The organism is Arthrobacter sp. 10L424, from assembly GCF_056395325.1.
This window is the reverse complement of sequence record NZ_JBFTJH010000002.1, coordinates 402,336-422,288: the sequence shown is the minus strand read 5'-3', so window position 1 is coordinate 422,288 and position 19,953 is coordinate 402,336. Positions and strand designations below refer to the sequence as shown.

The following is a 19,953-nucleotide window of genomic DNA, read 5'->3' as shown; positions in this document are numbered from 1 at the left end:
TCCTTAATACTAGGAGCAAGCAAGGGCTGGGAAGACTAGGAAGTAACGGTGGAGGACCCGAGGGACCGCCGCGAAGCGTGCCACGGGATGAGGAACCATTCGGCGATTTGAATTACTGCGAACAGGAGTACTCCGAGCAGCGACATGATGATCAATGCGGCAAAAAGCATGGCCGTGTCGATGTTCCCGTTGGCCTGCAGGATCACGTAGCCCAGTCCCTCGTTGGCACCGACAAACTCACCGACGACGGCGCCGGTTACTGCCAAGGTGGCGGCCACCTTCAGCCCGGAGAGCAGCTGGGGCAGGGACGCGGGGAGCCGGATCTTCCAGAAGGTCTTCAGCGGGTTCGCGCCCATCGTTGAAGCCAGCTCGAGGATCTCCGGGTCCACGGACTTGAGCCCTGCCATGCCGGAAATCACGATGGGGAAGAAGGCCATCAGCACGGCGACAAACACTTTCGGTTCGAGCCCGAATCCGAGCCAGACGACGAAGAGCGGAGCAATGGCGATCTTGGGGACGACCTGGGCGAAGAGGATCAGCGGGTACATGGTCTTTTCCAAAGACTTGGAGTAGATCATCAGTACCGCCACCAATTCGCCGACGATGAATGCGATGACGAACCCGAGGACTGTCTCCAGTGTTGTCACCCCGGTGTGCTGGAGGAGGTATGCCGAGTGCTCAACCGCCGTGTCCACGGTCGCCTGCGGACTCGGAAGGATGAAGGGCGGGACCAGTTCCTGCGCGGTCACCCACCACCAGGCAGACAACAGTGCGAGCACGAACACCGCGGGCCGCCAAAATTCGGACAGCAACTTGGCCGTGGTGGCTGAGGTGCTGCGGCGGGGACGGGCCTGCCGGGTCGGCGGCCCGGACGATCCAGTGCTGGGCTGAATCTCGTTTACAACAACTGTCATGCTGGCTCCGCATCATTGCTGGATGGCTGTTGGTTGGGAAGCGTGGACCCATCTGGGAATGCGCTTTCCGCCTCGGTCCAAGCTAAGGTGTCCTTCATCACATGTCAACCCGGCGCCGTCGCAAAGTCGTGACACTCACTGGATGGCATCTCACGGCCGGGGGGACGCCGGGGGTAGGGGCCAGGGCCGAGTGGCGAGGGGCGCTTCGGGACCCCGGCTGGCAGCATTGCTCCCGGATCCCGCGACGGGCCGCCCTGCGCTCTAGCTTTGGGCTGAGGGCGACGCTTGGGTGCTGCGGCGCAGGGTCACCTGGCCGGCGATGGCGGCGCTGCCGTTCATGTCGTCGGCTCCGGTCCACCCGGTGGTGCCGCCCAGGGCAGCGAGCCTGCCGATCTCCTCGAGGGGCAGGCGGACCGTCGATAGGGGAGGGCGGAAGTCCCGCAATGTTTCGATGTCGTCGAATCCTGCGATCAGGGCATCGCGGGGAATCCGTAATCCCTGGGCGCGGAGGGCCGCCACGGCGCCTATGGCCATGACGTCGTTCGCGGCAAAGATGCACGGCCGCGATTCTTCGCCGGCTGGCGTTCCACCGCCCTTTCGCGCATCGATGATTCGCTTGGCGAGCGTGGTGCCGGCCTCGTAGCCGCCGGTGCGGTCAAAGCCGGCGCGGAGGATCTCGGCGGGCGGCAGGCCGGCTGCTTCCAGGCCGGTCTGGTACCCGCGGATGCGGTCGTCGGAGGTGAGCAGACCCTCAGGGCCGCCCAGGATGACGAATTCCCCGCTGTGGACCTGGGCCAGTGCCCCGGCAAGCTCGGCCGCCAGCTCCTCGTTGGGGACCGCCACAACGTGATACCCCTCGTGGGCCGACGCTCCAACGATGCCGTGCCCCAGCACGCCCACCCTCCCGCCGTTTCGGCAGTATCGGTCGAGTTCGGCCGCGAGTTCGGCATTGCTGTTCTGGTCGCCGGGCCGGCTGGAGCGGGAGCCGGCAATCACGATCGAATCCGCCCGGCGGGCCGCGAAGGCTGTTACAGCGGCATGCTCGTCGGCCGGTGTTCCCCCGGTTGTCGCCAGCAGAAGCATCTTTCCTTGCTCCTGGGCGGCCGCCTGAACGCCGCGGGCAATGGCGGCGAAGTAGGGGTCGGCGATGTCGTGCACAATCAGCCCGATGAGCCCGGACGTGGACCTCGCCAATCCCTGCGCCTGAGCGTTCGCAACGTAGCCGAGGGAGGCCGCGGCCTGCCTGACGCGGTCCGCTACGTCTGGGCCGGGCTTCCTGGCGGAACCATTGAGAACGCGGGATGCGGTGGCCGGCGAAACCCCGGCCAGCCGGGCTACTTGGGCGAGCGTGCTTGCGGCCACGGAAACTCCTGTTCTAACGGCTCTGTTTCGGGCGGATTGAAGGCCGCCCGGTCTCCCCAGCTTACGCAAGTGCTGGAATGCGCTTGCCATGCCGGGCCCGACAATGCATCATAAACGGAGTGGGAATGCGCTTTCCCAAATACGCCACTGGCTTTATGCCAAGAACCGTGGAGGACCCGTGGGCACCGAAAAGAAGACGATCCGAATCGCCATGAACGGCATTACCGGCCGAATGGGCTACCGCCAGCACTTGCTGCGCTCCATACTTCCGATTCGCGAAGCCGGGGGGTTCACCCTTGAGGACGGAACAAAGGTCGAGGTTGAGCCCATCCTGGTGGGCCGCAATGAGGCCAAGATCCGCGAGCTCGCGGAGTTGCACAAGATCTCCGAATGGACCACGGACCTTGAGTCCGTCATCGATGACCCCACCGTTGACGTCATCTTCGACGCCTCCATGACCAGCCTGCGGGCCGCCACGCTGAAGCGGGCCATGCACGCCGGGAAGCATATCTTTACCGAAAAGCCGACCGCGGAAACCCTGGAGGAAGCCATCGAGCTGGCCCGCATCGGCAAGGGAGCCGGAATCACCGCGGGCGTGGTGCACGACAAGCTGTACCTCCCGGGTCTGGTCAAGCTCCGCAGACTGGTGGAGGAAGGCTTCTTCGGACGCATCCTCTCCATCCGGGGCGAGTTCGGCTACTGGGTCTTCGAAGGCGACATCCAGGCCGCGCAGCGTCCCTCCTGGAACTACCGCAAGGAAGACGGCGGCGGCATGACCACGGACATGTTCTGCCACTGGAACTACGTCCTGGAAGGCATCATCGGCAAGGTCAAGAGCGTCAACGCCAAGACGACCACCCACATCCCCGCCCGCTGGGACGAGGCCGGCAAGGAGTACCAGGCCACGGCTGACGATGCGGCGTACGGCATTTTCGAACTCGAGACTCCGGGCGGTGACGACGTTATCGGCCAGATCAACTCGTCCTGGGCCGTCCGCGTCTACCGCGACGAACTGGTCGAGTTCCAGATTGACGGAACACACGGCTCGGCAGTTGCCGGCCTGAACAAATGCGTCGCGCAGCAGCGCGCCCACACACCCAAGCCCGTCTGGAACCCGGACCTCCCGGTCACCGAATCCTTCCGGAGCCAGTGGCAGGAAGTCCCCGCGAACGCGGAGCTGGACAATGGCTTCAAACTGCAGTGGGAAGAATTCCTGCGCGACGTCGTTGCCGGCCGCGAACACCGCTTCGGCCTGCTCTCCGCCGCCCGCGGGGTCCAGCTGGCAGAGCTCGGACTGCAGTCCTCGGCGGAACGCCGCACCTTCGATGTTCCGGAGATCACGCTCTGATGACCTCCTTAATCCTTCCCACCGCCGACGGCGGAACCCGCCAGTACCGCCTCAGTCCAGCCCCCCGCTGGACCAAGCCCGCCACCCCCATCACCTCCCGCCGGGCCTACGCCGCTGCGCACGTCATCCCCGAAGTCACCGCCGACAACACACCCGGCGCACCCGCTCAGCTCGATTGGGACGCCACGATGGCTTACCGGCACGAACTCTGGTCCTACGGCCTGGGCGTCGCCGATGCGATGGATACCGCCCAGCGCGGCATGGGCCTGGACTGGGCCGCCACCCAGCAACTCATCAAGCGCACCGGCGTCGAGGCAGCCTCGGTCGCAGCCGGAGGGAACGCCGCTACCGCCGGGCGCTCCGTCCGGGACCTCGTTTCCTGCGGCGCCGGAACCGACCAGCTGGACATCGATTCCCTGCCCTCCGGGGCAGCCGGTGTGCAGGCCGTCCTGCATGCCTACCGGGAGCAGATCGCCGTTGTCAGCGAAGCCGGACCCAAGGTGATTCTGATGTCATCACGCGCCCTGGCAAAGGTGGCAAGTGGTCCGGACGACTACCTGCACGTCTACTCCACACTGCTCCGGGAAGTCGACCAACCCGTCATCCTGCACTGGCTGGGCACCATGTTCGACCCTGCCCTGGCCGGCTACTGGGGATCCGATGACATCACCCAGGCCACCGAGACGTTCCTCACCCTGATCCGCGAGAACGCTGACAAGGTGGACGGGGTCAAGGTTTCGCTGCTGGACGCTGCGCATGAAGTCTCACTTCGGGCGGCGCTGCCGGACGGCGTCCGGCTCTATACCGGCGATGATTTCAACTATCCGGAGCTCATCGACGGGGACGGCACGCGCCACTCCGACGCGTTGCTGGGCATCTTCGCGGCGATCTATCCGGCCGCTTCGGCCGCCCTGCAGGCCTACGACGACGGCGAAGCCGCCAAAGGCCGTGCCATCCTGGACTCCACCCGCGAACTGGGCAAGCACATCTTCAGTGCGCCCACGTTCTACTACAAGACCGGAATCGCCTTTCTGTCCTGGCTGAACGGACATCAACAGGGCTTCCAAATGGTTGGCGGGCTGCATTCGGGCCGCTCGGTGGTCCACTTGGCCCAAACTTTCGAACTGGCAGACCGGGCCGGATTGCTCAAGAATCCTGACCACGCCGCGTTCCGGATGTCCGATTTCCTTCGTATTAATGGAGTAGCAACATGAGCGACTTTTCACGGTTGTCCCTGAACTCGGCCACCACCAAGAAGTGGACCCTCGCAGAGGCTGTCGACGGGTGTGTCCGGGCCGGCATCCCTTCGATCGGGCCCTGGCGCGACATCGTCGCCGACGCCGGGCTGGACAAAGCGGCCCGGCTCATCAGCGACGCCGGACTCCAGGTGTCCTCGCTGTGCCGGGGAGGGTTCCTCACCGCGGTCGACCCGGCCGGTCAGGCAGCAGCCCTCGCCGACAACCGGGCCGCCGTTCTGGAGGCGGCGGCGCTCGGCACCTCCGAACTTTTCCTGGTGGTCGGTGGTCTGGCGCCGGGGGAGAAGGATGTCGTCGCGGCCCGCCGCCGCGTGGCCGATCGTCTGGAGGATCTGGTGCCGTTCGCCGTCGAACACGGCGTGCGGCTGGTGCTGGAGCCTCTGCACCCAATGTATGCGGCGGACCGTGCCCTGATTTCCACCCTGGGGCAGGCCCTCGATCTGGCGGCACCCTACGATGCGGCGGCTGTAGGCGTCGCCGTCGACACCTTCCACGTCTGGTGGGACCCCGAGCTGAAGGCACAGATCGAACGCGCCGGCCGCGAGAACCGGATCGCGTCCTACCAAGTGTGCGATTTCAACCTCCCCATAGCGGCGGACGCCCTGCTGTCCCGCGGCATGATGGGCGACGGCGTCATCGACTTCGCGACCATCGGCACCTGGGTCCGCGACGCCGGGTACACCGGTGCCATCGAAGTCGAAATCTTCAATCAGGAGATCTGGGACGCCGACGGCGACAGCACCCTGGCCACGATGAAAGCCCGGTACGCGGAACTGGTTCTGCCCTACGCCTGACCGGCGGCGTCAGCCCTCGCCGACGGCGTCTGCCGGGCCTACCCGGAGGACGCCGTCGCTGACGCTTCTGCGGCCGTCCGCGCATACGACGCCGAGACCCGGCGGTAGACCGGGGTCAGGAAGGCCAGCAACGCGGCCACGATCATGATGATCCCGGCCACCAGGAACACCAGGGCGATGCCGCGGGAGGTGCCCTCGCCCAGCAGCGGGGCCAGCTGGGCGGCACCCTCAGGGGAACGCGCGAACGGGATGATCCAGACCTGGGCGATCGGCGCGATAAGGAACGCGGTGATCGGTGCCGCCGCTGACTCGAACGCCATGGCGAATCCGAAGACCCGGCCCTGCCGGTTCAGGGGCACCACCTGTTGGATGACCGTCTGCTCGGCGGCCTCCACGAAGGGGACCAGGACGAGGTACAGCCAGATGCCGGCAATGTAGAGCCAGGCCCACTCACGCAGCGTGAACACCGCACCGAGGACCCCCATCAGGACTACCGCGATGAGCATGGTGCGCAATGGGTTGGACCCGAGCCCGAACTTGCCGATCAGCGCGCCGCCCACGATGAACCCGGTGGCGCCCACCGCGAAGTACGTCCCCCACAGCTCCACGGGGAACATCTCCAGGCCGTAGGGATCCATCAGCGCCATGTAGACGCCACCGATGAAGTTGTTGAACGTCGAGAAGACGATCAGCGCAAACAGTCCGGAAATGGCCAGCACGGCCGCGAAGGAGCCGCGCAGGTCGAATCCGCCGTGCGCGTCCGTGGCGGCAGCGCGCACTTCCTCGGGCATTCGCAGCGTGAGCAGGTGCGCGAATGCCAGCACCGTGAGCACCACGGCGACGGCGACCGTCCAGCCCATGCCCAGCAGCCCGACCGAGAGTCCGGAGAGCACCGAGGTGACGATGAACATCAGTCCCTGCACCATGCCCACCAGCCCGTTCGCGTTGGCCCGGCGATCCGGTTCGATCAGGATGGTGACCGTCGTGGAGAGAGCAATGTTGCGCATGTTTTCCACCACCGCGCCGACCAGGATGATCAGGGCGAAGACCCAGAACCAGGGCTGTGCCAAGTCCAGTAGCCAGGCCGTGGGGGTCAGCAGGAACATCACCCCGGCGAGCACAAACATCACAAGGGTGAACCCGGCGGCAAAGCGCATCACTGCCAGCTTGCGGTAGCGGTCCACGAAGGTGCCGAAGCTGATGCTGGAAAGGGCGATCAACAGCATGTACGCCCCGCCGATTACCCCGGTGGCGATCACATTGCGCGTCTCCAGGTACACCCAGAACGTCAAGGCGAACCACAGGTAGCTGGTGGTGATGTTGGCCAGCGCGGTGTTCACCAGGATCCCGGCAAAGGTGCGGGACCGCTCCGCAGGACTGCGCAACGTCGTGTCGATGGCGGCCGGCAGGGGGCTGCCGGCCACGTCCTCGCGGAGGTCAACGTTGTGGTCGGGAGCCGCAGCGGCCCCTGGCAGGGCCGGTTCCTGCTCGGTCATGCGACCCAGTGTACTGACAACTGCCGGGCACGGAAACGGCCGCCGGCCGGTCGGGCAGTGAGCAGGCCGGCACGAGTTTGTGACATAAGGAAACCTGCAGGAAACGTTGCCCGTCTACGCTGGCAACACCGCGGCGCCGCCAGGCCCCGCGACCGCCGGTGTGAAGGGATTCCGTCATGCATCTGCTGCCCCGTGAGCAGGAAAAGCTCATGATCGTGGTCGCGGCCGACCTTGCCCGCCGCCGCCAGTCGCGCGGACTGAAACTGAACTTCCCGGAGGCGGTGGCCATCATCAGCTACGAACTGATCGAGGGGGCCCGGGACGGCCGGACCGTCGCGGACCTGATGAGCCACGGCACCACGTTGCTCGGCCGCGAGGACGTCATGGAGGGCGTGCCGGAGATGATCCACGACGTCCAGATTGAAGCCACGTTCCCGGACGGCACCAAACTCGTCACCGTCCACGATCCGATCCGTTAGGAGCCCACCATGATTCCCGGAGAGTACGTTCTCGGCGCGGAGCCTGTGCCGGTCAATGCGGGGCGTGAGGCGATCGACGTCGTGGTGACGAACACCGGTGACCGTCCCGTGCAGGTGGGCTCGCACTTCCACTTTTCCGAAGCGAATGCCGCCCTGTCGTTCGACCGCCGTGCCGCCTACGGCCGGCGCCTGGACATCCCGGCGGGCACGGCAGCCCGTTTCGAGCCGGGGGACAGCAAGACCGTCCGGCTGATCGAACTGGCCGGCCGGCGCGAGGTCTACGGCCTCAGTAACGCGGTCAACGGCCGATTGTCCCCGATAGAGAGCGCACGCAGATGAGTTTCGAATTGTCCCGGAGGCAGTACGCGGACCTGTACGGCCCGACGACGGGCGACGCCATCCGACTGGCCGACACTGATCTTTTCCTCGAGATCGAGAAGGACCTGACCGTGTACGGCGAGGAGGTCGTGTTCGGCGGCGGCAAGGTGATTCGGGACGGCATGGGCCAGAACGGCCAGCTGACGCGGGACGGGGACGGGAGCAGTGATCCCGGCGGTATCGGATCCGGCAGTATCGGTTCCGGCGGCGGGTTGCCGGACACCGTCATCACCAACGTCGTGATCCTCGACTACACCGGCATCTACAAGGCCGACGTGGCGCTCCGGGACGGCCACATCTTTCGGATCGGCAAGGCCGGCAACCCGCAGATCACCGACGGCGTGGACATCGTGATCGGGGCCAGCACCGAAATCATTGCCGGCGAGCGGAAGATCCTGACCGCCGGCGGCGTCGACTCCCACATCCACTTCATCTCCCCGGACCAGGTTCCCGCCGCCCTGTGCAGCGGAGTGACCACCATGATCGGCGGCGGCACCGGCCCGGCCGAGGGCACGAAGGCCACCACCGTCACACCCGGCAAATGGCACATCCAGCGGATGCTGCAGGCCGCCGAAGGGCTCCCCATCAACATCGGCCTGTTCGGCAAGGGGCACGCGTCCGCCGTCGAGCCTTTGGCTGAGCAGATCCGCGCCGGTGCGATCGGGCTGAAGGTGCATGAGGACTGGGGCTCCACGACGTCCTCGATCGACACCTCGCTCAAGGTAGCGGACTTATTTGACGTCCAGGTGGCCATCCACACCGACACCCTGAACGAGTGCGGCTTCGTGGAGGACACCATCCGGGCCATCGACGGCCGCGTGATCCACACCTTCCACACCGAGGGCGCCGGCGGCGGGCACGCCCCGGACATCATCAAAATCGCCGGGCTGCCCAACGTCCTGCCGGCCTCCACCAACCCGACGCTGCCGTACACCCGGAACACCATCGAAGAGCACCTGGACATGCTTATGGTCTGCCACCACCTCAACCCGGACATCCCGGAGGACGTGGCCTTCGCGGACTCCCGCATCCGCGCCGAAACCATCGCCGCCGAGGACGTGCTGCAGGACCTGGGGATCTTCGCGATCACTTCCTCGGACTCCCAGGCCATGGGCCGGGTGGGCGAAGTAGTGATCCGCACGTGGCAGGTGGCCGACAAAATGAAGCGGCAGCGGGGTGTCTTGAAGGACCCGGACGGCGGCGTGCACGGGGCGGAGTCAGGCCTGGGCGCAGAGAGCGACAACTTCCGCCTGAAACGCTACGTGGCGAAATACACCATCAACCCCGCCATCGCGCAGGGCATGGCGGACTCCATCGGCTCGGTGGAGGTGGGAAAGTTCGCGGACCTGGTGCTCTGGGATCCGGCGTTCTTCGGCGTCAAGCCGGAACTGGTGCTCAAAGGCGGGCAGATCGCCTACGCGCTGATGGGGGACGCCAACGCCTCCATCCCCACCCCGCAGCCGCGAACCATGCGGCCCATGTTTGCCGCCTACGGCAAGGCCCTGCAGCAGTCCTCCATCACGTTCCTCTCCCAGGCCGCCATCGACGCCGGGGTCCCGGCGGAGCTGGGACTCGAGAAGGTCATCCGGCCCGTGTCCGGCATCCGCGGCCTCACGAAGGCGGACCTCAAGTACAACGGCGCCACCCCGGAGATCGAGGTGGACCCGGAAACGTACCGGGTGACGGTCGACGGCGAGGACGTCACCTGCGAACCGTCCGACGTGCTGCCCATGGCGCAGCGCTACTTCCTTTTCTAGGCTCCCGGAGGAGACAGGCATGATCATCGAAAAGGTCCTCGGCAACACCCACGACCTTCCCCCCGGTCCTGACCCCTACTTCGGGCTGCACCGGGAAAAAGTGGTGCTGCCCAGCGCCCAGCTGGTCAAACGCGTCCAGCGCGTCACCACCGACCACGGCAAGGACCTCGGCATCCGCCTCCCCTCCGGTTCCGGGGACCTGCGCGACGGCGACATCCTGCACTTAGCGGAGACCAACATGATCGTGGTGTCGGTGCTGCCTACCGATGTCCTCGTGATCGCGCCGCGCTCCATCCACGAGATGGGGGTGGTGGCGCATTCGCTCGGCAACCGGCACCTGCAGGCCCAGTTCTTCGACCACTCCTCGGAGTATGGGGCAGCGGTGATGGTCTGCCAGTACGACCACACAGTGGAGGACTACCTGAAACACGTCGGAGCGCCCTATGACCGCCAGGAGCGCGTACTGCCCGTCCCCTTCCGCCATGCCGAACACTCGCACTAGCCCGGCGTCCTACCAGCTCGCGCTGCAGCAGCTGACGGATTCTGCGCTGCCCACCGGGGCCTTTGCCCACTCGCTCGGGTTTGAGACTTACATCGAGCGCGGCCTGGTGCGGGATGAAGCGTCTTTCGGGGTGTGGCTGGCCTCATTCATGTCGCAGCAGCTCACGTACTCGGACGCCTTGGCGATCCGGTTCCTCTACGAGGGTGACGCGCCAGCGGAGCTGGATTCGCTGCTGACAGCACAGCTGTTGCCGCGGCAGCTGCGCGAGGCAAGCATCAAGATGGGTGGCCGGCTGCTGGAGATCGGCGCCGGGATCTTTCCGTCCGCTGAGCTGGCCGAGTACCGGCAGCTGGTGGGTTCCGGCCGCGCCGCCGGCCATCAGCCGCTGGCGTTCGCCGTCGTCGCGCGGTCCCTGGGTGTCCCGTTCCCCGAGGCCCTGGCCGCCTACCTGTTCGCCACGGCCACGACATTGACGCAGAACGCCGTCCGGGCGATCCCGCTGGGCCAGAACGCCGGCCAACGGCTGCTGCGGAAAGCGTCCGACGACGTCGCTGCCGCGGTGGAACGCGCCGGGCAGCTGGACCGGTCCGACTTTGGCGCGGTCAGTCCCGGACTCGAAATTTCGCAGATGCGGCACGAGCGACAGCGTGCCCGCATGTTCATGAGCTAACCGCACACCTTAGAAATATGTCTGGAGAAGAATATGTCTGAACCCATCAAAATCGGCATCGGCGGCCCGGTGGGTGCCGGCAAGACGCAGCTCGTGGAGCGCCTTACCCGCCACATGAGCCGGGAAATCTCCATGGCCGCCATCACCAACGACATTTACACCATCGAGGACGCCAAGATCCTCGCGGCGAACGGGATCCTCCCGATCGACCGGATCATCGGCGTGGAAACCGGCGGCTGCCCGCACACCGCCATCCGCGAGGACACGTCCATGAATACCGCGGCCATCGAGGAGCTGAAGAAACGGCACCCGGACCTGCAGGTGATCTTCGTGGAATCCGGCGGGGACAACCTCTCTGCAACGTTCAGCCCCGAACTGGTGGACTTCTCCATCTACATCATCGACGTGGCCCAGGGCGAGAAGATCCCGCGGAAGGCCGGCCAGGGCATGATCAAGTCCGACCTCTTCATCATCAACAAGACCGATCTCGCGCCGCACGTCGGCGCGGACCTCTCCGTCATGGAGCGGGACTCCAAGGAATTCCGGGGCGGGAAGCCGTTCTGCTTCACGAACCTCAAGACCGACGAAGGGCTGGAGCGCGTCATCGAATGGGTGCGGCGCGATGTCCTGATGCTCGACCTGGCGTCATGAGCGCCGTACGGCTGAGTCCGGCGGCTGCGCCGGATTTGGGGCCGTGCCCGCTTCGCGGTGCCCGCCACGCCGCGGCCCCAAAATCCGGCCTCGCCGCCTCAGCGGTTAAGTCGCCGATGGGGGAGCTCCAGCTCGTCGTCACTGACCGGGCAGGAAAGTCGGTGGCGTCGCAGCAGTTTCATCAAGGCGCCTTGCGGGTTTTGCGGCCGCATTATCTGGATGATTCCGGGCAGGTTTGTTATGTGGTGGTGAATCCCGGCGGGGCGTATCTGGGGGCCGACCTCTATGTCATTGATGTGGAGGTGGCGGAGGGTGCGAAGCTGCTGCTGACCACACAGTCGGCCACCAAGATCTACCGGACGCCGGGTTCGTTTGCCGAGCAGCGGATGCGCCTGCGGCTGGGGTCGGGGGCGCAGCTGGAGCTGGCTCCGGACCAGGTGATCGCCTACCGGGAGGCCAGCTACCGGCAGAACACGCACATCACCCTGCACCCGACGTCGAGCCTGGTCATGTCCGAGGTCATTACCCCCGGCTGGTCGCCGGACGGGGCGTCATTCCGCTACGAGGAATTGCGGCTCCGGACCGAAATCCGCATCGAATCCGGCGGGCTGCTGGCGCTCGACAACCTGCTGATCCGGCCGCCGCAGCACGACGTCACCGGCCTGGGGTTCATGGAGGGCTTCAGCCATGTGGGATCGCTGATTGTTGTCGATCGCCGCGTCGACCAGGCACTCGCCGACGAACTGCATGTGCTGACCGACGGGCATGACGCCTACACAGGAGTCTCCCTGACTGCCACAGTTGATGGCATCAGCGGCCTTGTTCTCCGGTCCCTCTCGAACAGCACCGAAGAACTAAACAGGCTGCTGGGCGCGTGCAGCGCCCTGCTCCGTCGGCGGTGGCATGGCACGGCGCCCCTGGACCTAAGGAAATACTGATGACGACGTTGACCGAGTTCGCCGCCATGTACCGTCAGCGCGAGCAGCTCCCGCTGCGGACCAGGTTGCTGGTGACCTTCGGCGCCGTCGTTGCCCTGCACGCGGCCGCCGTCGTGCTTCTCCTGGCCGGTCTGGTGACGGCGGGGGAGCCGCTGGCTCTTGGCCTGGTGCTGACTGCCTATATGGCCGGCATCAAGCACAGCTACGACTGGGACCACCTCGCCGCCATCGACAATTCGACCCGGAAGTTCGTGGCCCAGCGGAAGGACCCGGTGAGCGTCGGCTTCGCGTTCAGCCTGGGCCACAGTTCGGTGGTGATCCTGGCCGGGCTCCTTGTGGTGGGCGGCGCCGCAATGGTGGGACAGTTTATGGAGGACGGCACCACAGGAAACCTTGTGCTGGGACTGATCGGCAGCGGCGTCTCCGGGATTTTCCTGCTTGCCATGGGGCTGTTCAACGGATCCGCCTTCCTCCGGGCCGCGAGGGCCTACCGGAGCGTGCAGGCCGGCGGAGACGTGCGGGACCACGACCTTGAGGCCGGGGGATTCGTTGCCCGGCTGCTGGCGAAGCCCCTGGCCGGGGTCCAGCGGCCCCGGAACATCTACGTCCTTGGGTTCCTTTTCGGCCTGGGGTTCGACACCGCCACCACCATCGGGCTGCTGGTCATGGCGACGGCGGCCTCCCTGGCAGGGGTTTCCCCGCTGGCCCTCCTGGCGCTTCCGCTGGCATTCACCGCGGCCATGACACTGTGCGACACCACCAACGGCGTTGCCATGATGCGGATGTACAGCTCCGCCATCCACAACCCCCAACGGCGCCTGGGCTTCAACGCACTGATCACCGGCATCTCCGCGATGTCGGCCCTGTTTATTTCGTTCATCACCTTGGGTGGCTTCTTTAACGCAGCATTCGGGCTCGAGGATCCGGTCACCACCTGGCTGGGCGGGATCGACCTGGGCGAGGCAGGTCTCTTGCTGGTCGCCTGCCTGCTGATGGTCTGGGGTTTGGCCTCCGTGCGCGGGCGGCTGCCCGCCTCACGCCGGGGAAACTAGCCAGCCGGCGGCCAGGCCCGCTGCGAGCGAAGCCGCCACGACGGCGACCCGCTCCTGCCAGTCCGAGCCGGGCGGGGCTGAGACCTTCAGGCCGCGGTACGGCGGAGCTGGGGAACCGGGGCGCTGCAGAACGGCGGCAAAGTCACGGATCCGCGCCGCGGTGAGGAGGGAAGCGTGCGCCACTGGCGCAGGCGGGAGGTGGACATCGTCCCAGGCCGGACCGAAGGCCGTGTCCACCGGGGCGCATCCGGACAGGACTGCGCCGGCCAGTACTCCGGCCTCCAAAGCCAGCCGGGCATGCCGAACCGGCGCAGCAGCGTCGCGCTGTTCTATGACCGAACGGGCCCAGTTCACGGCGAGTCCGGTCCCCGCCCCGGCGGCCAGCGTCGCCGAGATCTCGTCTTCCAACGGGAGGAACCCCTTGATGCCGGGCCCGTGGCCGCCCGCCGCGTCGCAGTGCTCCAGGACAAGCCGGGCGCCGTCCCAGCGGTAGCCTGCCAGTTCAGCCAGTGATGTGCGGAGCGCCCCGGCGTCGGCCCCCCGTCCAGCGGCGTCCGGGCGGGGCGAACTGAAGATGTGGACCGCGGTCACGGCCTGCCGTCCGGCGGCGTCGTTCAACCGCCGGACCGCGTCGGCTGCCCGGAAGGCGTTCCGCAGGGCCTTTTTTCTGCCGGTTCGATCGGTGGACGCCAGGCCGACGGCGGGGTCCCGCGCCATGCTGTCCATGGTGTCCGGAATCGTGGTGAGGGTGAACTGCAGGCGGGGCGGGAGCTGCGGCACAGACGCCAGGAAGCCGGCACTGTCGTGACGGTGCAATCCGTCGCCGTAGAAGGGGATTTCGAGGCCGCCCACTCCGGGAAGGGCGGAGACTGCGGCGAGATAGGCGGTCTCGGTGGCCGGGTCGCAGGCATCAAGGGCCGGGGCTGCGTTGTAGGCGCTGAGGACCAGACCAGTGGGCGGCCCGGGGGATCCCGTCACCGGGTCCGGCGCCCAGGGCGGGACGTGACGGGATTCGTCAGGACCCCGACGCCGGGAATGTCCACTGTGACAATATCGCCCGGGCGGAGTTCCAGGCCGGATTCGTCGGCTGCGAAGGGTGTGCCGGTGAGGATGACATCGCCAGGGTAGAGCGTCATAAAACGGGAGCAGAAAATGATGAGCTCTGCCACCGGGAACACCATGTCCGCGGTGGGTGCGTCCTGGACCGCTGCCCCGTTGATCCGCGTGATGATCCGCAGTTCCTGCAGATCGGGCAGCTCATCGAGGGTGACGAGGTCCGGTCCCAGCGGGCAGAAGGAGTCCAGGCTCTTGCCACGTGTGGACTGGACATCCGCGGCCTGGAGGTCCCTGGCGGACACGTCGTTGGCCACGGTCACGCCGGCCACGGCGGACAGGGCGTCCTCCGGGCCGGCCGCGTCCCTGAGTGTCCGTCCCATCACCACGGCCAGTTCCCCTTCTGCCACCACTGTGGCCGAAAGGTCCGGGTCCAGCATGATTTCCTGCCCGTCGGCGGCGAGGCTGCCCGGAAACTTGCCGAAAACCAGGGGGATCCGGTCCCGGGACCGCCGGTACGGGGCGGTGCCTCCGGCGGTCCCGGGCCAGAAGTTCTCCCCGATCCCGATCAGCTGGCCCGGCAGCTGCACGCCCGGGAGGGCGTCACAGCTCAGGAACGGCCGGACGTCCGGACGCGCGGACCCGTGCGGGTGTCCACTGGAAGCCGCACGGGCCGCCGTCGTCGTCAGGGAGAACGGGTAGCGTGCCACTTAGTGGCTCAAATGCGAGGCGTAGACGCGGAGCCGCGGGTGCTGGAAGACCTCTTCCGGCGGCCCTTCCGCGACGATCCCGCCGTGTTCCATGAAGATCACCCGGTCTGCCACTTCCCGGGCGAATTTCATTTCGTGCGTCACGATCACCATGGTCATGCCGCTGCGGGCGAGCTTGGCCATGATGTCCAAGACCTCGTTGACCAGTTCGGGGTCAAGGGCCGAGGTTGGCTCGTCGAAGAGGATGGCCTTGGGATCCATCATGAGGGCCCGGCAGATGGCCACGCGCTGCTGCTGTCCGCCGGAGAGGTCCGCCGGGTAGGCATCGGCCTTTTCCTCGAGGCCCACGGAGCGGAGCTTCTCCAGGGCGCGGGGCTCGGCGTCGGCCCTCTTCTGGCGTTTGGAAATGACCGGCCCTTCCAGCAGGTTCTCCAACACTGTCCGGTGCGGCCAGAGGTTGAACTGCTGGAACACCATGGAGATTTCCCGGCGCAGCCAGGTCAGCCGGAACTGGTCCAGCACACCCAGCTTCCCGCGCGCATTGGGCGTGTAGAACACCTGCCGGCCGTCCACGTGGATGCGCCCGGAGTCGGGAACCTCCAGCATGTTGATGCACCGCAGCAGGGTGCTCTTGCCGGCGCCGCTGGGGCCGATGATGGCCACCACCTCGCCCGGCAGGATCCGCAGGTCAACGTCCTTGAGCACTTCCTTGGAGCCGTAGCTCTTGGTCAATCCGGTGATGCTGATCATGCCATGCTCCCTACAGCCTCGCGCAGTGATTTTGTGGTGCCCATCTTGCGGCCGGTCTTCTTCTCAATGACGACCTGCAGGGCCATGAGGAGGCTGGTCATCACGAGGTACATCGCGGCGACTACGCCCAGTGTTTCCATCACGTTGTAGGTGGAGTTGTACGCCTTCTGGCCCTGGAGCATGAGGTCCGGCACGGTGATGACGGAGATCTGCGCCGATTCCTTGAGCATGATGATGCAGTTGTTGATGTAGGGCGGCGTCATGAGCCGGATCCCTTCGGGGCCGGTGACGCGCAGGAATTTCTGGACGGGATTCATGCCGACGGAGTCCGCGGCCTCCAGATGTCCGGTGTTGACCGATTTGAGCCCGGCCCTGATGATTTCCGAGAAGAACGACGCCGAGTTCAGGCTCATGGCGATCAGGCCCGCGGTGAACGCGTCCAGGGTCAGCCCGAACGGTTTGGTGTAGTAGAAGAAGAACAGCGACAACATCAGCGGCAGGCCGCGGAAGAACCAGACGTAGGCTGCTGCGAAGATCCGCAGGCCCCGGATCCGGGAGAGCCGCAGAGTCGCGATCACGTAGCCGAGGACCGTGGCGCAGACTATGGCTGCCGCCACGATGCCCAGGGTGGTGAGGGCGCCGCTCAGGAAGATCGGGAAGTATTCGGCGGCAACAGCGCCGGGCTCAGAGACGTTCATGGCGCTGGTTACCCCGCCGGGATTTCGACCGTGAAGCCGAACCACTTCTGGTTCAGTTTCGCCAGGGTTCCGTCAGCCTTGAGTTCGGCGATGATCTTGTCCACCTTCGGCTTCATCTCGGTGTCGTTCTTCGGCAGGCCGACGCCGGCGGCCTTGGTTCCGTAGACGTCCCCGACGATCTTCAGCTCCGAGGCCGTGGGCGAGTTCTTCATGAAGTTCTCGGCTGCGATCCGGCCGGTGGCAAAGACGTCGATGCGGCCGGCGGCTACGTCGGAGAAGCCTTCGGGGGCGCCCGGGTAGGCCTTCAGCTCGCTGAAGCCGCCGATGCCCTTGACGTCGGATTCGGTGCCGGAGCCGCCGATTGCCCCCACCTTGAGGCCGTCGAGCTTGCTCACGTCCTGGACGGTGGAGTTGCTTTTGGAGACGACAGCGACGGCGCCGTCTGCGAGGTACGGGGTGGAGAACGTGATGGACTGCTTGCGCGGTTCGGTCATGGTGAGGCCAGACATGACGGCATCGAATTTTCCGCTGTTGAGGCCCGGGAGCAGCCCCGACAGCTGGCCCTCGACGAACTCCGCCTCCATGCCCAGCTTGTCGGCGATCAGTGTCCCGACCTCGATGTCGAACCCGGTCAGCTTGCCGCTTTCGGAGAAGGTGATGGGGCGGAACGTGCCGCTGGTGGCGATGGTGAACTTCTCTTTGGCTGTTGAGTCAGCGGCGGCGCTGGTGCTGGCGGAGCAGCCCGTCGCGGACAGGGCCAGTGCGGCCAACGCTGCTGCCAGGGCGGCCTTGCTCTTGGGTGAAAACATGCGGTGCGTCCCACTTTCAGTGATCTCGGTGCCAGTGATGTTGGCCTGACGAGTAAGACGCTATGGCTCCTGTGTGTCGGGAAACCGCCTGCTTCGTTTCCGGTTTGTAAATTGTGAATTCTGTAGACAGTCTTACGATCGGAGATACTGCCAGGGCTTGCAGACGCCGCGGTCAGAGCCCGAGGATTTCCAGCTGCGCGGCGAACTCCAGGGCCGATAGCTCGCCGCCGGGTCCGGTCACAACCTGTACCGACAACGGCCAGCCTTCGGCGGAGAGCGCCACCGGCAGCGACACGGCGGGGCAGCCGGTCAGGGTGACGGCGCGGCAGTGTCCCATTATTTCCCAGCCCTCCACGGCCCGGCCGTCGATGTCCAGCTGCCCGTCCGGGTCCGAGGCGGGCCCGCCGGCCACGGGCAGCAGGACGACGTCGAAGGCCGTGATGTGATGGACGGCGGCGGCCCGGGCCGCCTGCGCTGCGCGCCAGGCCTGCTCCACGTCCGCCTGGGGCGCCGCCAGGGATGCAGTGATGGTCTGCAGGTTTGCCGCTGTGATCTTGTGTTCGAGGCCCGTGACCGCGGCCGCGTGGTCCAGCATCGGATCGACCGCCCGCAGGGTGTTGTAGCTGGGCAGGCAGTCGGCGAGCAGTTCAGGGGTGTGGTGGACGTCGTGGCCTTCCGCAGCCAGCCGGGCGGCGAGCCGTTCCATGAGGGCCGCGACCTCCCGGCGCACCGGCCCCAGCACGGCGGCGTCGGTCCAGGCGATGCGGAGTTTGCGCGTGCCGGGCTGCCCGGAAGCGGTGACCGTCCCGGCGTCGGGCAGCCCGGACATCACCAGAAAAGCCGTGCGGAGGTCACGAACAGAGCGTGCCATGGGTCCGATGGTCTGGAAGGCTCCCTGCATTCCGGGGCCGGCGGCCGGCACGGTCCCGTCCGTGCCGAAGTTTCCGCCTGCGCCAGGTACCTGGCCGTCGCCGGGAATCGTGTCCAGTCCGGGGCGCAGGGCGGCAACGCCAACGCATTGTGCCGGCCAGCGCACGGACCCGCCAAAGTCCGTGCCGACACCGAGGGCGGAGATGCCGGCCGCAAGGGAGGCCGCTTCGCCGCCGCTGGATCCTCCCGGGGTGGTTTCCGGGAAGCGCGGATTGGTGGTCCGGCCCAGAAGCGGGCTGTCGCAGGTCATACCGAACGCAAACTCGGGGCAGTTCGTTTTGCCGAGAATGATCGCGTCGGCGTCCAGCAGGCGCTGCACCGCGGGCGCCGTCGTTGTGGCCACCGTCTTGGCGAACGCCGGGCTGGCTGCCGTCACCGGTAGCCCGGCCACGGCAATCACGTCTTTGACGCTGAACGGAACGCCGGCCAGGGGGCCGAGCGCTTCGCCGGCAGCACGGCGTCGGTCGAGGTCCGCGGCAGCGGCTTCCGCCGCGTCCCAGTCCTCCGTGATGAAGGCGTTGAGCGCTGATGCGCGGGCGGACGCGGCGCGGGCCTCGGCCAGAACGTCGACGGCGGTGCGGGAGCCGCCGCGCACAGCGTCGGCGATCGCCGTGGCGTCGGGGAAGCCAGTGTTCAGCGCTGCCAGGAGCGGGGCCGTCATGCGCTGGCCGCCGGGGTGCCGCCTGCTACCGCGTTCCGGTCCAGGTAGTCCCGCTCGCCATGTTCCGCGAATTCCCGCCGGATCCGGTCGGCGTCGCCGGTGCGTAAGCACTCCAGCAGGGCGGCGTGCCGGTCGCAGCCCTTGGTCAAATCGCCTTTGGTGCGGGCCTCGCTGCGCACGTTCGCCGCCATGCTCAGCTGCATCTGGAGCATAAGGGTCCGGTATGCGTCGGTCAGCCGCCCATGCCCGGCCGCCTCAACGATTCCGGTGTGGAACTGGACATTGGCCTGGACGACGCCGGCGCTGTCGCCGCGCGTTGCGGCCGCGCGCATGGTGGCCATGATCGGGTCCAGGGCGTCGAAGGAGGCCGCGTCGTGCTGGGCCAGCAGCAGGTCGAGGGCGAACATCTCCAGTGCCCGCCGCAGCGAGTAGATCTCCTCGACGTCGGCGTCGGTCATTGCTACTACGCGGTAGCCGCGGCGGGGGGTCTGCTCCAGGAGGCGTTCGCTTTCGAGCACCCGGAGGGCTTCGCGCAGCGGCGGCCGGGAGATGCCCAGGCGCTCGGCGAGGGGAGGTTCGTTCAGTTTGTCGCCCGGGCCCAGTTCCCCGCTGACGATCAGCTTCCGGATCTCATTTGCGGCGAGGGAGACGAGGCTTTCCTGCAGGATCATCGTTAAAGACTACTGTCTACAGATTCACCCGGTAGCTGTTAGGTCCGGATTTTACCCAAGGTTTACACATTTCG

The 19,953-nt window shown here is 66.6% G+C and carries 21 protein-coding genes; 11 read left to right on the top strand and 10 right to left on the bottom strand.

The genetic code is table 11. The annotated features are described in order from the left end of the window. Positions 1–35: 35 nt before the first annotated feature. Both AC1DC5_RS05135 and AC1DC5_RS05130 read right to left on the bottom strand, forming a co-directional pair. On the bottom strand, positions 36–914 hold the full coding sequence (locus AC1DC5_RS05135) for an ABC transporter permease (protein WP_441404781.1): 879 nt from the start codon (positions 912–914) through the stop codon (positions 36–38). Positions 915–1,175: 261 nt separating this feature from the next. Further along, positions 1,176–2,276 (bottom strand): LacI family DNA-binding transcriptional regulator, encoded by a 1,101-nt coding sequence (locus AC1DC5_RS05130; RefSeq protein ID WP_441404782.1) that lies wholly within the window; start codon positions 2,274–2,276, stop codon positions 1,176–1,178. A 178-nt stretch (positions 2,277–2,454) separates the two neighbouring features. Between AC1DC5_RS05130 and AC1DC5_RS05125 the strand changes: the two genes are divergently transcribed. The 3 genes from AC1DC5_RS05125 to AC1DC5_RS05115 are packed head-to-tail and all read left to right on the top strand — an operon-like array spanning position 2,455 to position 5,674. Beyond that, positions 2,455–3,624, top strand: a complete 1,170-nt coding sequence (locus AC1DC5_RS05125) for a Gfo/Idh/MocA family protein (protein WP_476864439.1) — start codon at positions 2,455–2,457, stop codon at positions 3,622–3,624. After that, complete coding sequence (locus AC1DC5_RS05120) at positions 3,624–4,838, top strand: dihydrodipicolinate synthase family protein (RefSeq protein ID WP_476864438.1); 1,215 nt, start codon at positions 3,624–3,626, stop codon at positions 4,836–4,838. The genes AC1DC5_RS05125 and AC1DC5_RS05120 overlap by 1 nt, the downstream gene beginning before the upstream one ends. Continuing rightward, positions 4,835–5,674 carry a sugar phosphate isomerase/epimerase family protein gene (locus tag AC1DC5_RS05115; protein ID WP_476864437.1) on the top strand — a complete coding sequence of 280 codons (840 nt, stop codon included), beginning with the start codon at positions 4,835–4,837 and terminating at the stop codon, positions 5,672–5,674. Before AC1DC5_RS05120 ends, AC1DC5_RS05115 begins: the two co-directional genes overlap by 4 nt. A 38-nt stretch (positions 5,675–5,712) precedes the next feature. On the opposite strand, the gene AC1DC5_RS05110 is transcribed toward AC1DC5_RS05115, so the two are convergent. Further along, positions 5,713–7,170 carry an MFS transporter gene (locus AC1DC5_RS05110; RefSeq protein ID WP_476864436.1) on the bottom strand — a complete coding sequence of 486 codons (1,458 nt, stop codon included), beginning with the start codon at positions 7,168–7,170 and terminating at the stop codon, positions 5,713–5,715. Positions 7,171–7,346: 176 nt separating this feature from the next. Here AC1DC5_RS05110 and AC1DC5_RS05105 point away from each other — a divergent pair, with 176 nt between their 5' ends. From AC1DC5_RS05105 to AC1DC5_RS05070, 8 genes are all read left to right on the top strand, one after another. Beyond that, entirely contained in the window at positions 7,347–7,649 is a 303-nt protein-coding gene (locus AC1DC5_RS05105; RefSeq protein WP_476864435.1) for an urease subunit gamma, read from the top strand. A gap of 9 nt (positions 7,650–7,658) precedes the next feature. Next, the gene (locus AC1DC5_RS05100; RefSeq protein ID WP_476864434.1) at positions 7,659–7,988 is read left to right on the top strand and encodes an urease subunit beta; all 330 of its coding nucleotides are present in this window, start codon (positions 7,659–7,661) and stop codon (positions 7,986–7,988) included. Beyond that, positions 7,985–9,784 carry an urease subunit alpha gene (gene ureC, locus AC1DC5_RS05095; RefSeq protein ID WP_476864433.1) on the top strand — a complete coding sequence of 600 codons (1,800 nt, stop codon included), beginning with the start codon at positions 7,985–7,987 and terminating at the stop codon, positions 9,782–9,784. The genes AC1DC5_RS05100 and ureC overlap by 4 nt, the downstream gene beginning before the upstream one ends. 19 nt (positions 9,785–9,803) lie before the next feature. Then, the gene (gene ureE, locus AC1DC5_RS05090; RefSeq protein ID WP_476864432.1) at positions 9,804–10,286 is read left to right on the top strand and encodes an urease accessory protein UreE; all 483 of its coding nucleotides are present in this window, start codon (positions 9,804–9,806) and stop codon (positions 10,284–10,286) included. Further along, a complete protein-coding gene (locus tag AC1DC5_RS05085; RefSeq protein WP_441404791.1) occupies positions 10,267–10,956 on the top strand; it encodes an urease accessory protein UreF in 690 nt (229 codons plus the stop codon). Before ureE ends, AC1DC5_RS05085 begins: the two co-directional genes overlap by 20 nt. 33 nt (positions 10,957–10,989) lie before the next feature. Continuing rightward, entirely contained in the window at positions 10,990–11,607 is a 618-nt protein-coding gene (gene ureG / locus AC1DC5_RS05080; protein ID WP_441404792.1) for an urease accessory protein UreG, read from the top strand. A 116-nt stretch (positions 11,608–11,723) separates the two neighbouring features. Further along, entirely contained in the window at positions 11,724–12,545 is an 822-nt protein-coding gene (locus tag AC1DC5_RS05075; RefSeq protein WP_476864478.1) for an urease accessory protein UreD, read from the top strand. Then, the gene (locus AC1DC5_RS05070; RefSeq protein ID WP_476864431.1) at positions 12,545–13,597 is read left to right on the top strand and encodes a HoxN/HupN/NixA family nickel/cobalt transporter; all 1,053 of its coding nucleotides are present in this window, start codon (positions 12,545–12,547) and stop codon (positions 13,595–13,597) included. The genes AC1DC5_RS05075 and AC1DC5_RS05070 overlap by 1 nt, the downstream gene beginning before the upstream one ends. On the opposite strand, the gene AC1DC5_RS05065 is transcribed toward AC1DC5_RS05070, so the two are convergent. The 7 genes from AC1DC5_RS05065 to AC1DC5_RS05035 form a co-directional block, all read right to left on the bottom strand. Beyond that, entirely contained in the window at positions 13,580–14,575 is a 996-nt protein-coding gene (locus tag AC1DC5_RS05065; RefSeq protein ID WP_476864430.1) for a DUF4862 family protein, read from the bottom strand. The genes AC1DC5_RS05070 and AC1DC5_RS05065 overlap by 18 nt on opposite strands. Continuing rightward, the gene (locus tag AC1DC5_RS05060) at positions 14,572–15,360 is read right to left on the bottom strand and encodes a fumarylacetoacetate hydrolase family protein (protein ID WP_476864429.1); all 789 of its coding nucleotides are present in this window, start codon (positions 15,358–15,360) and stop codon (positions 14,572–14,574) included. Before AC1DC5_RS05060 ends, AC1DC5_RS05065 begins: the two co-directional genes overlap by 4 nt. Then, the gene (locus AC1DC5_RS05055) at positions 15,361–16,110 is read right to left on the bottom strand and encodes an amino acid ABC transporter ATP-binding protein (protein WP_476864428.1); all 750 of its coding nucleotides are present in this window, start codon (positions 16,108–16,110) and stop codon (positions 15,361–15,363) included. After that, positions 16,107–16,808: an amino acid ABC transporter permease gene (locus AC1DC5_RS05050; RefSeq protein ID WP_476864427.1), complete on the bottom strand. Its 702-nt coding sequence runs from the start codon at positions 16,806–16,808 to the stop codon at positions 16,107–16,109. Before AC1DC5_RS05050 ends, AC1DC5_RS05055 begins: the two co-directional genes overlap by 4 nt. Before the next feature lie 8 nt (positions 16,809–16,816). Continuing rightward, positions 16,817–17,617, bottom strand: coding sequence for a transporter substrate-binding domain-containing protein (locus AC1DC5_RS05045; protein WP_476864426.1), 801 nt, complete (start codon positions 17,615–17,617; stop codon positions 16,817–16,819). A 172-nt stretch (positions 17,618–17,789) separates the two neighbouring features. Beyond that, the gene (locus AC1DC5_RS05040; protein ID WP_476864425.1) at positions 17,790–19,208 is read right to left on the bottom strand and encodes an amidase; all 1,419 of its coding nucleotides are present in this window, start codon (positions 19,206–19,208) and stop codon (positions 17,790–17,792) included. Next, positions 19,205–19,879, bottom strand: coding sequence for a GntR family transcriptional regulator (locus AC1DC5_RS05035; protein ID WP_476864424.1), 675 nt, complete (start codon positions 19,877–19,879; stop codon positions 19,205–19,207). The genes AC1DC5_RS05040 and AC1DC5_RS05035 overlap by 4 nt, the downstream gene beginning before the upstream one ends. Positions 19,880–19,953: the final 74 nt, after the last annotated feature.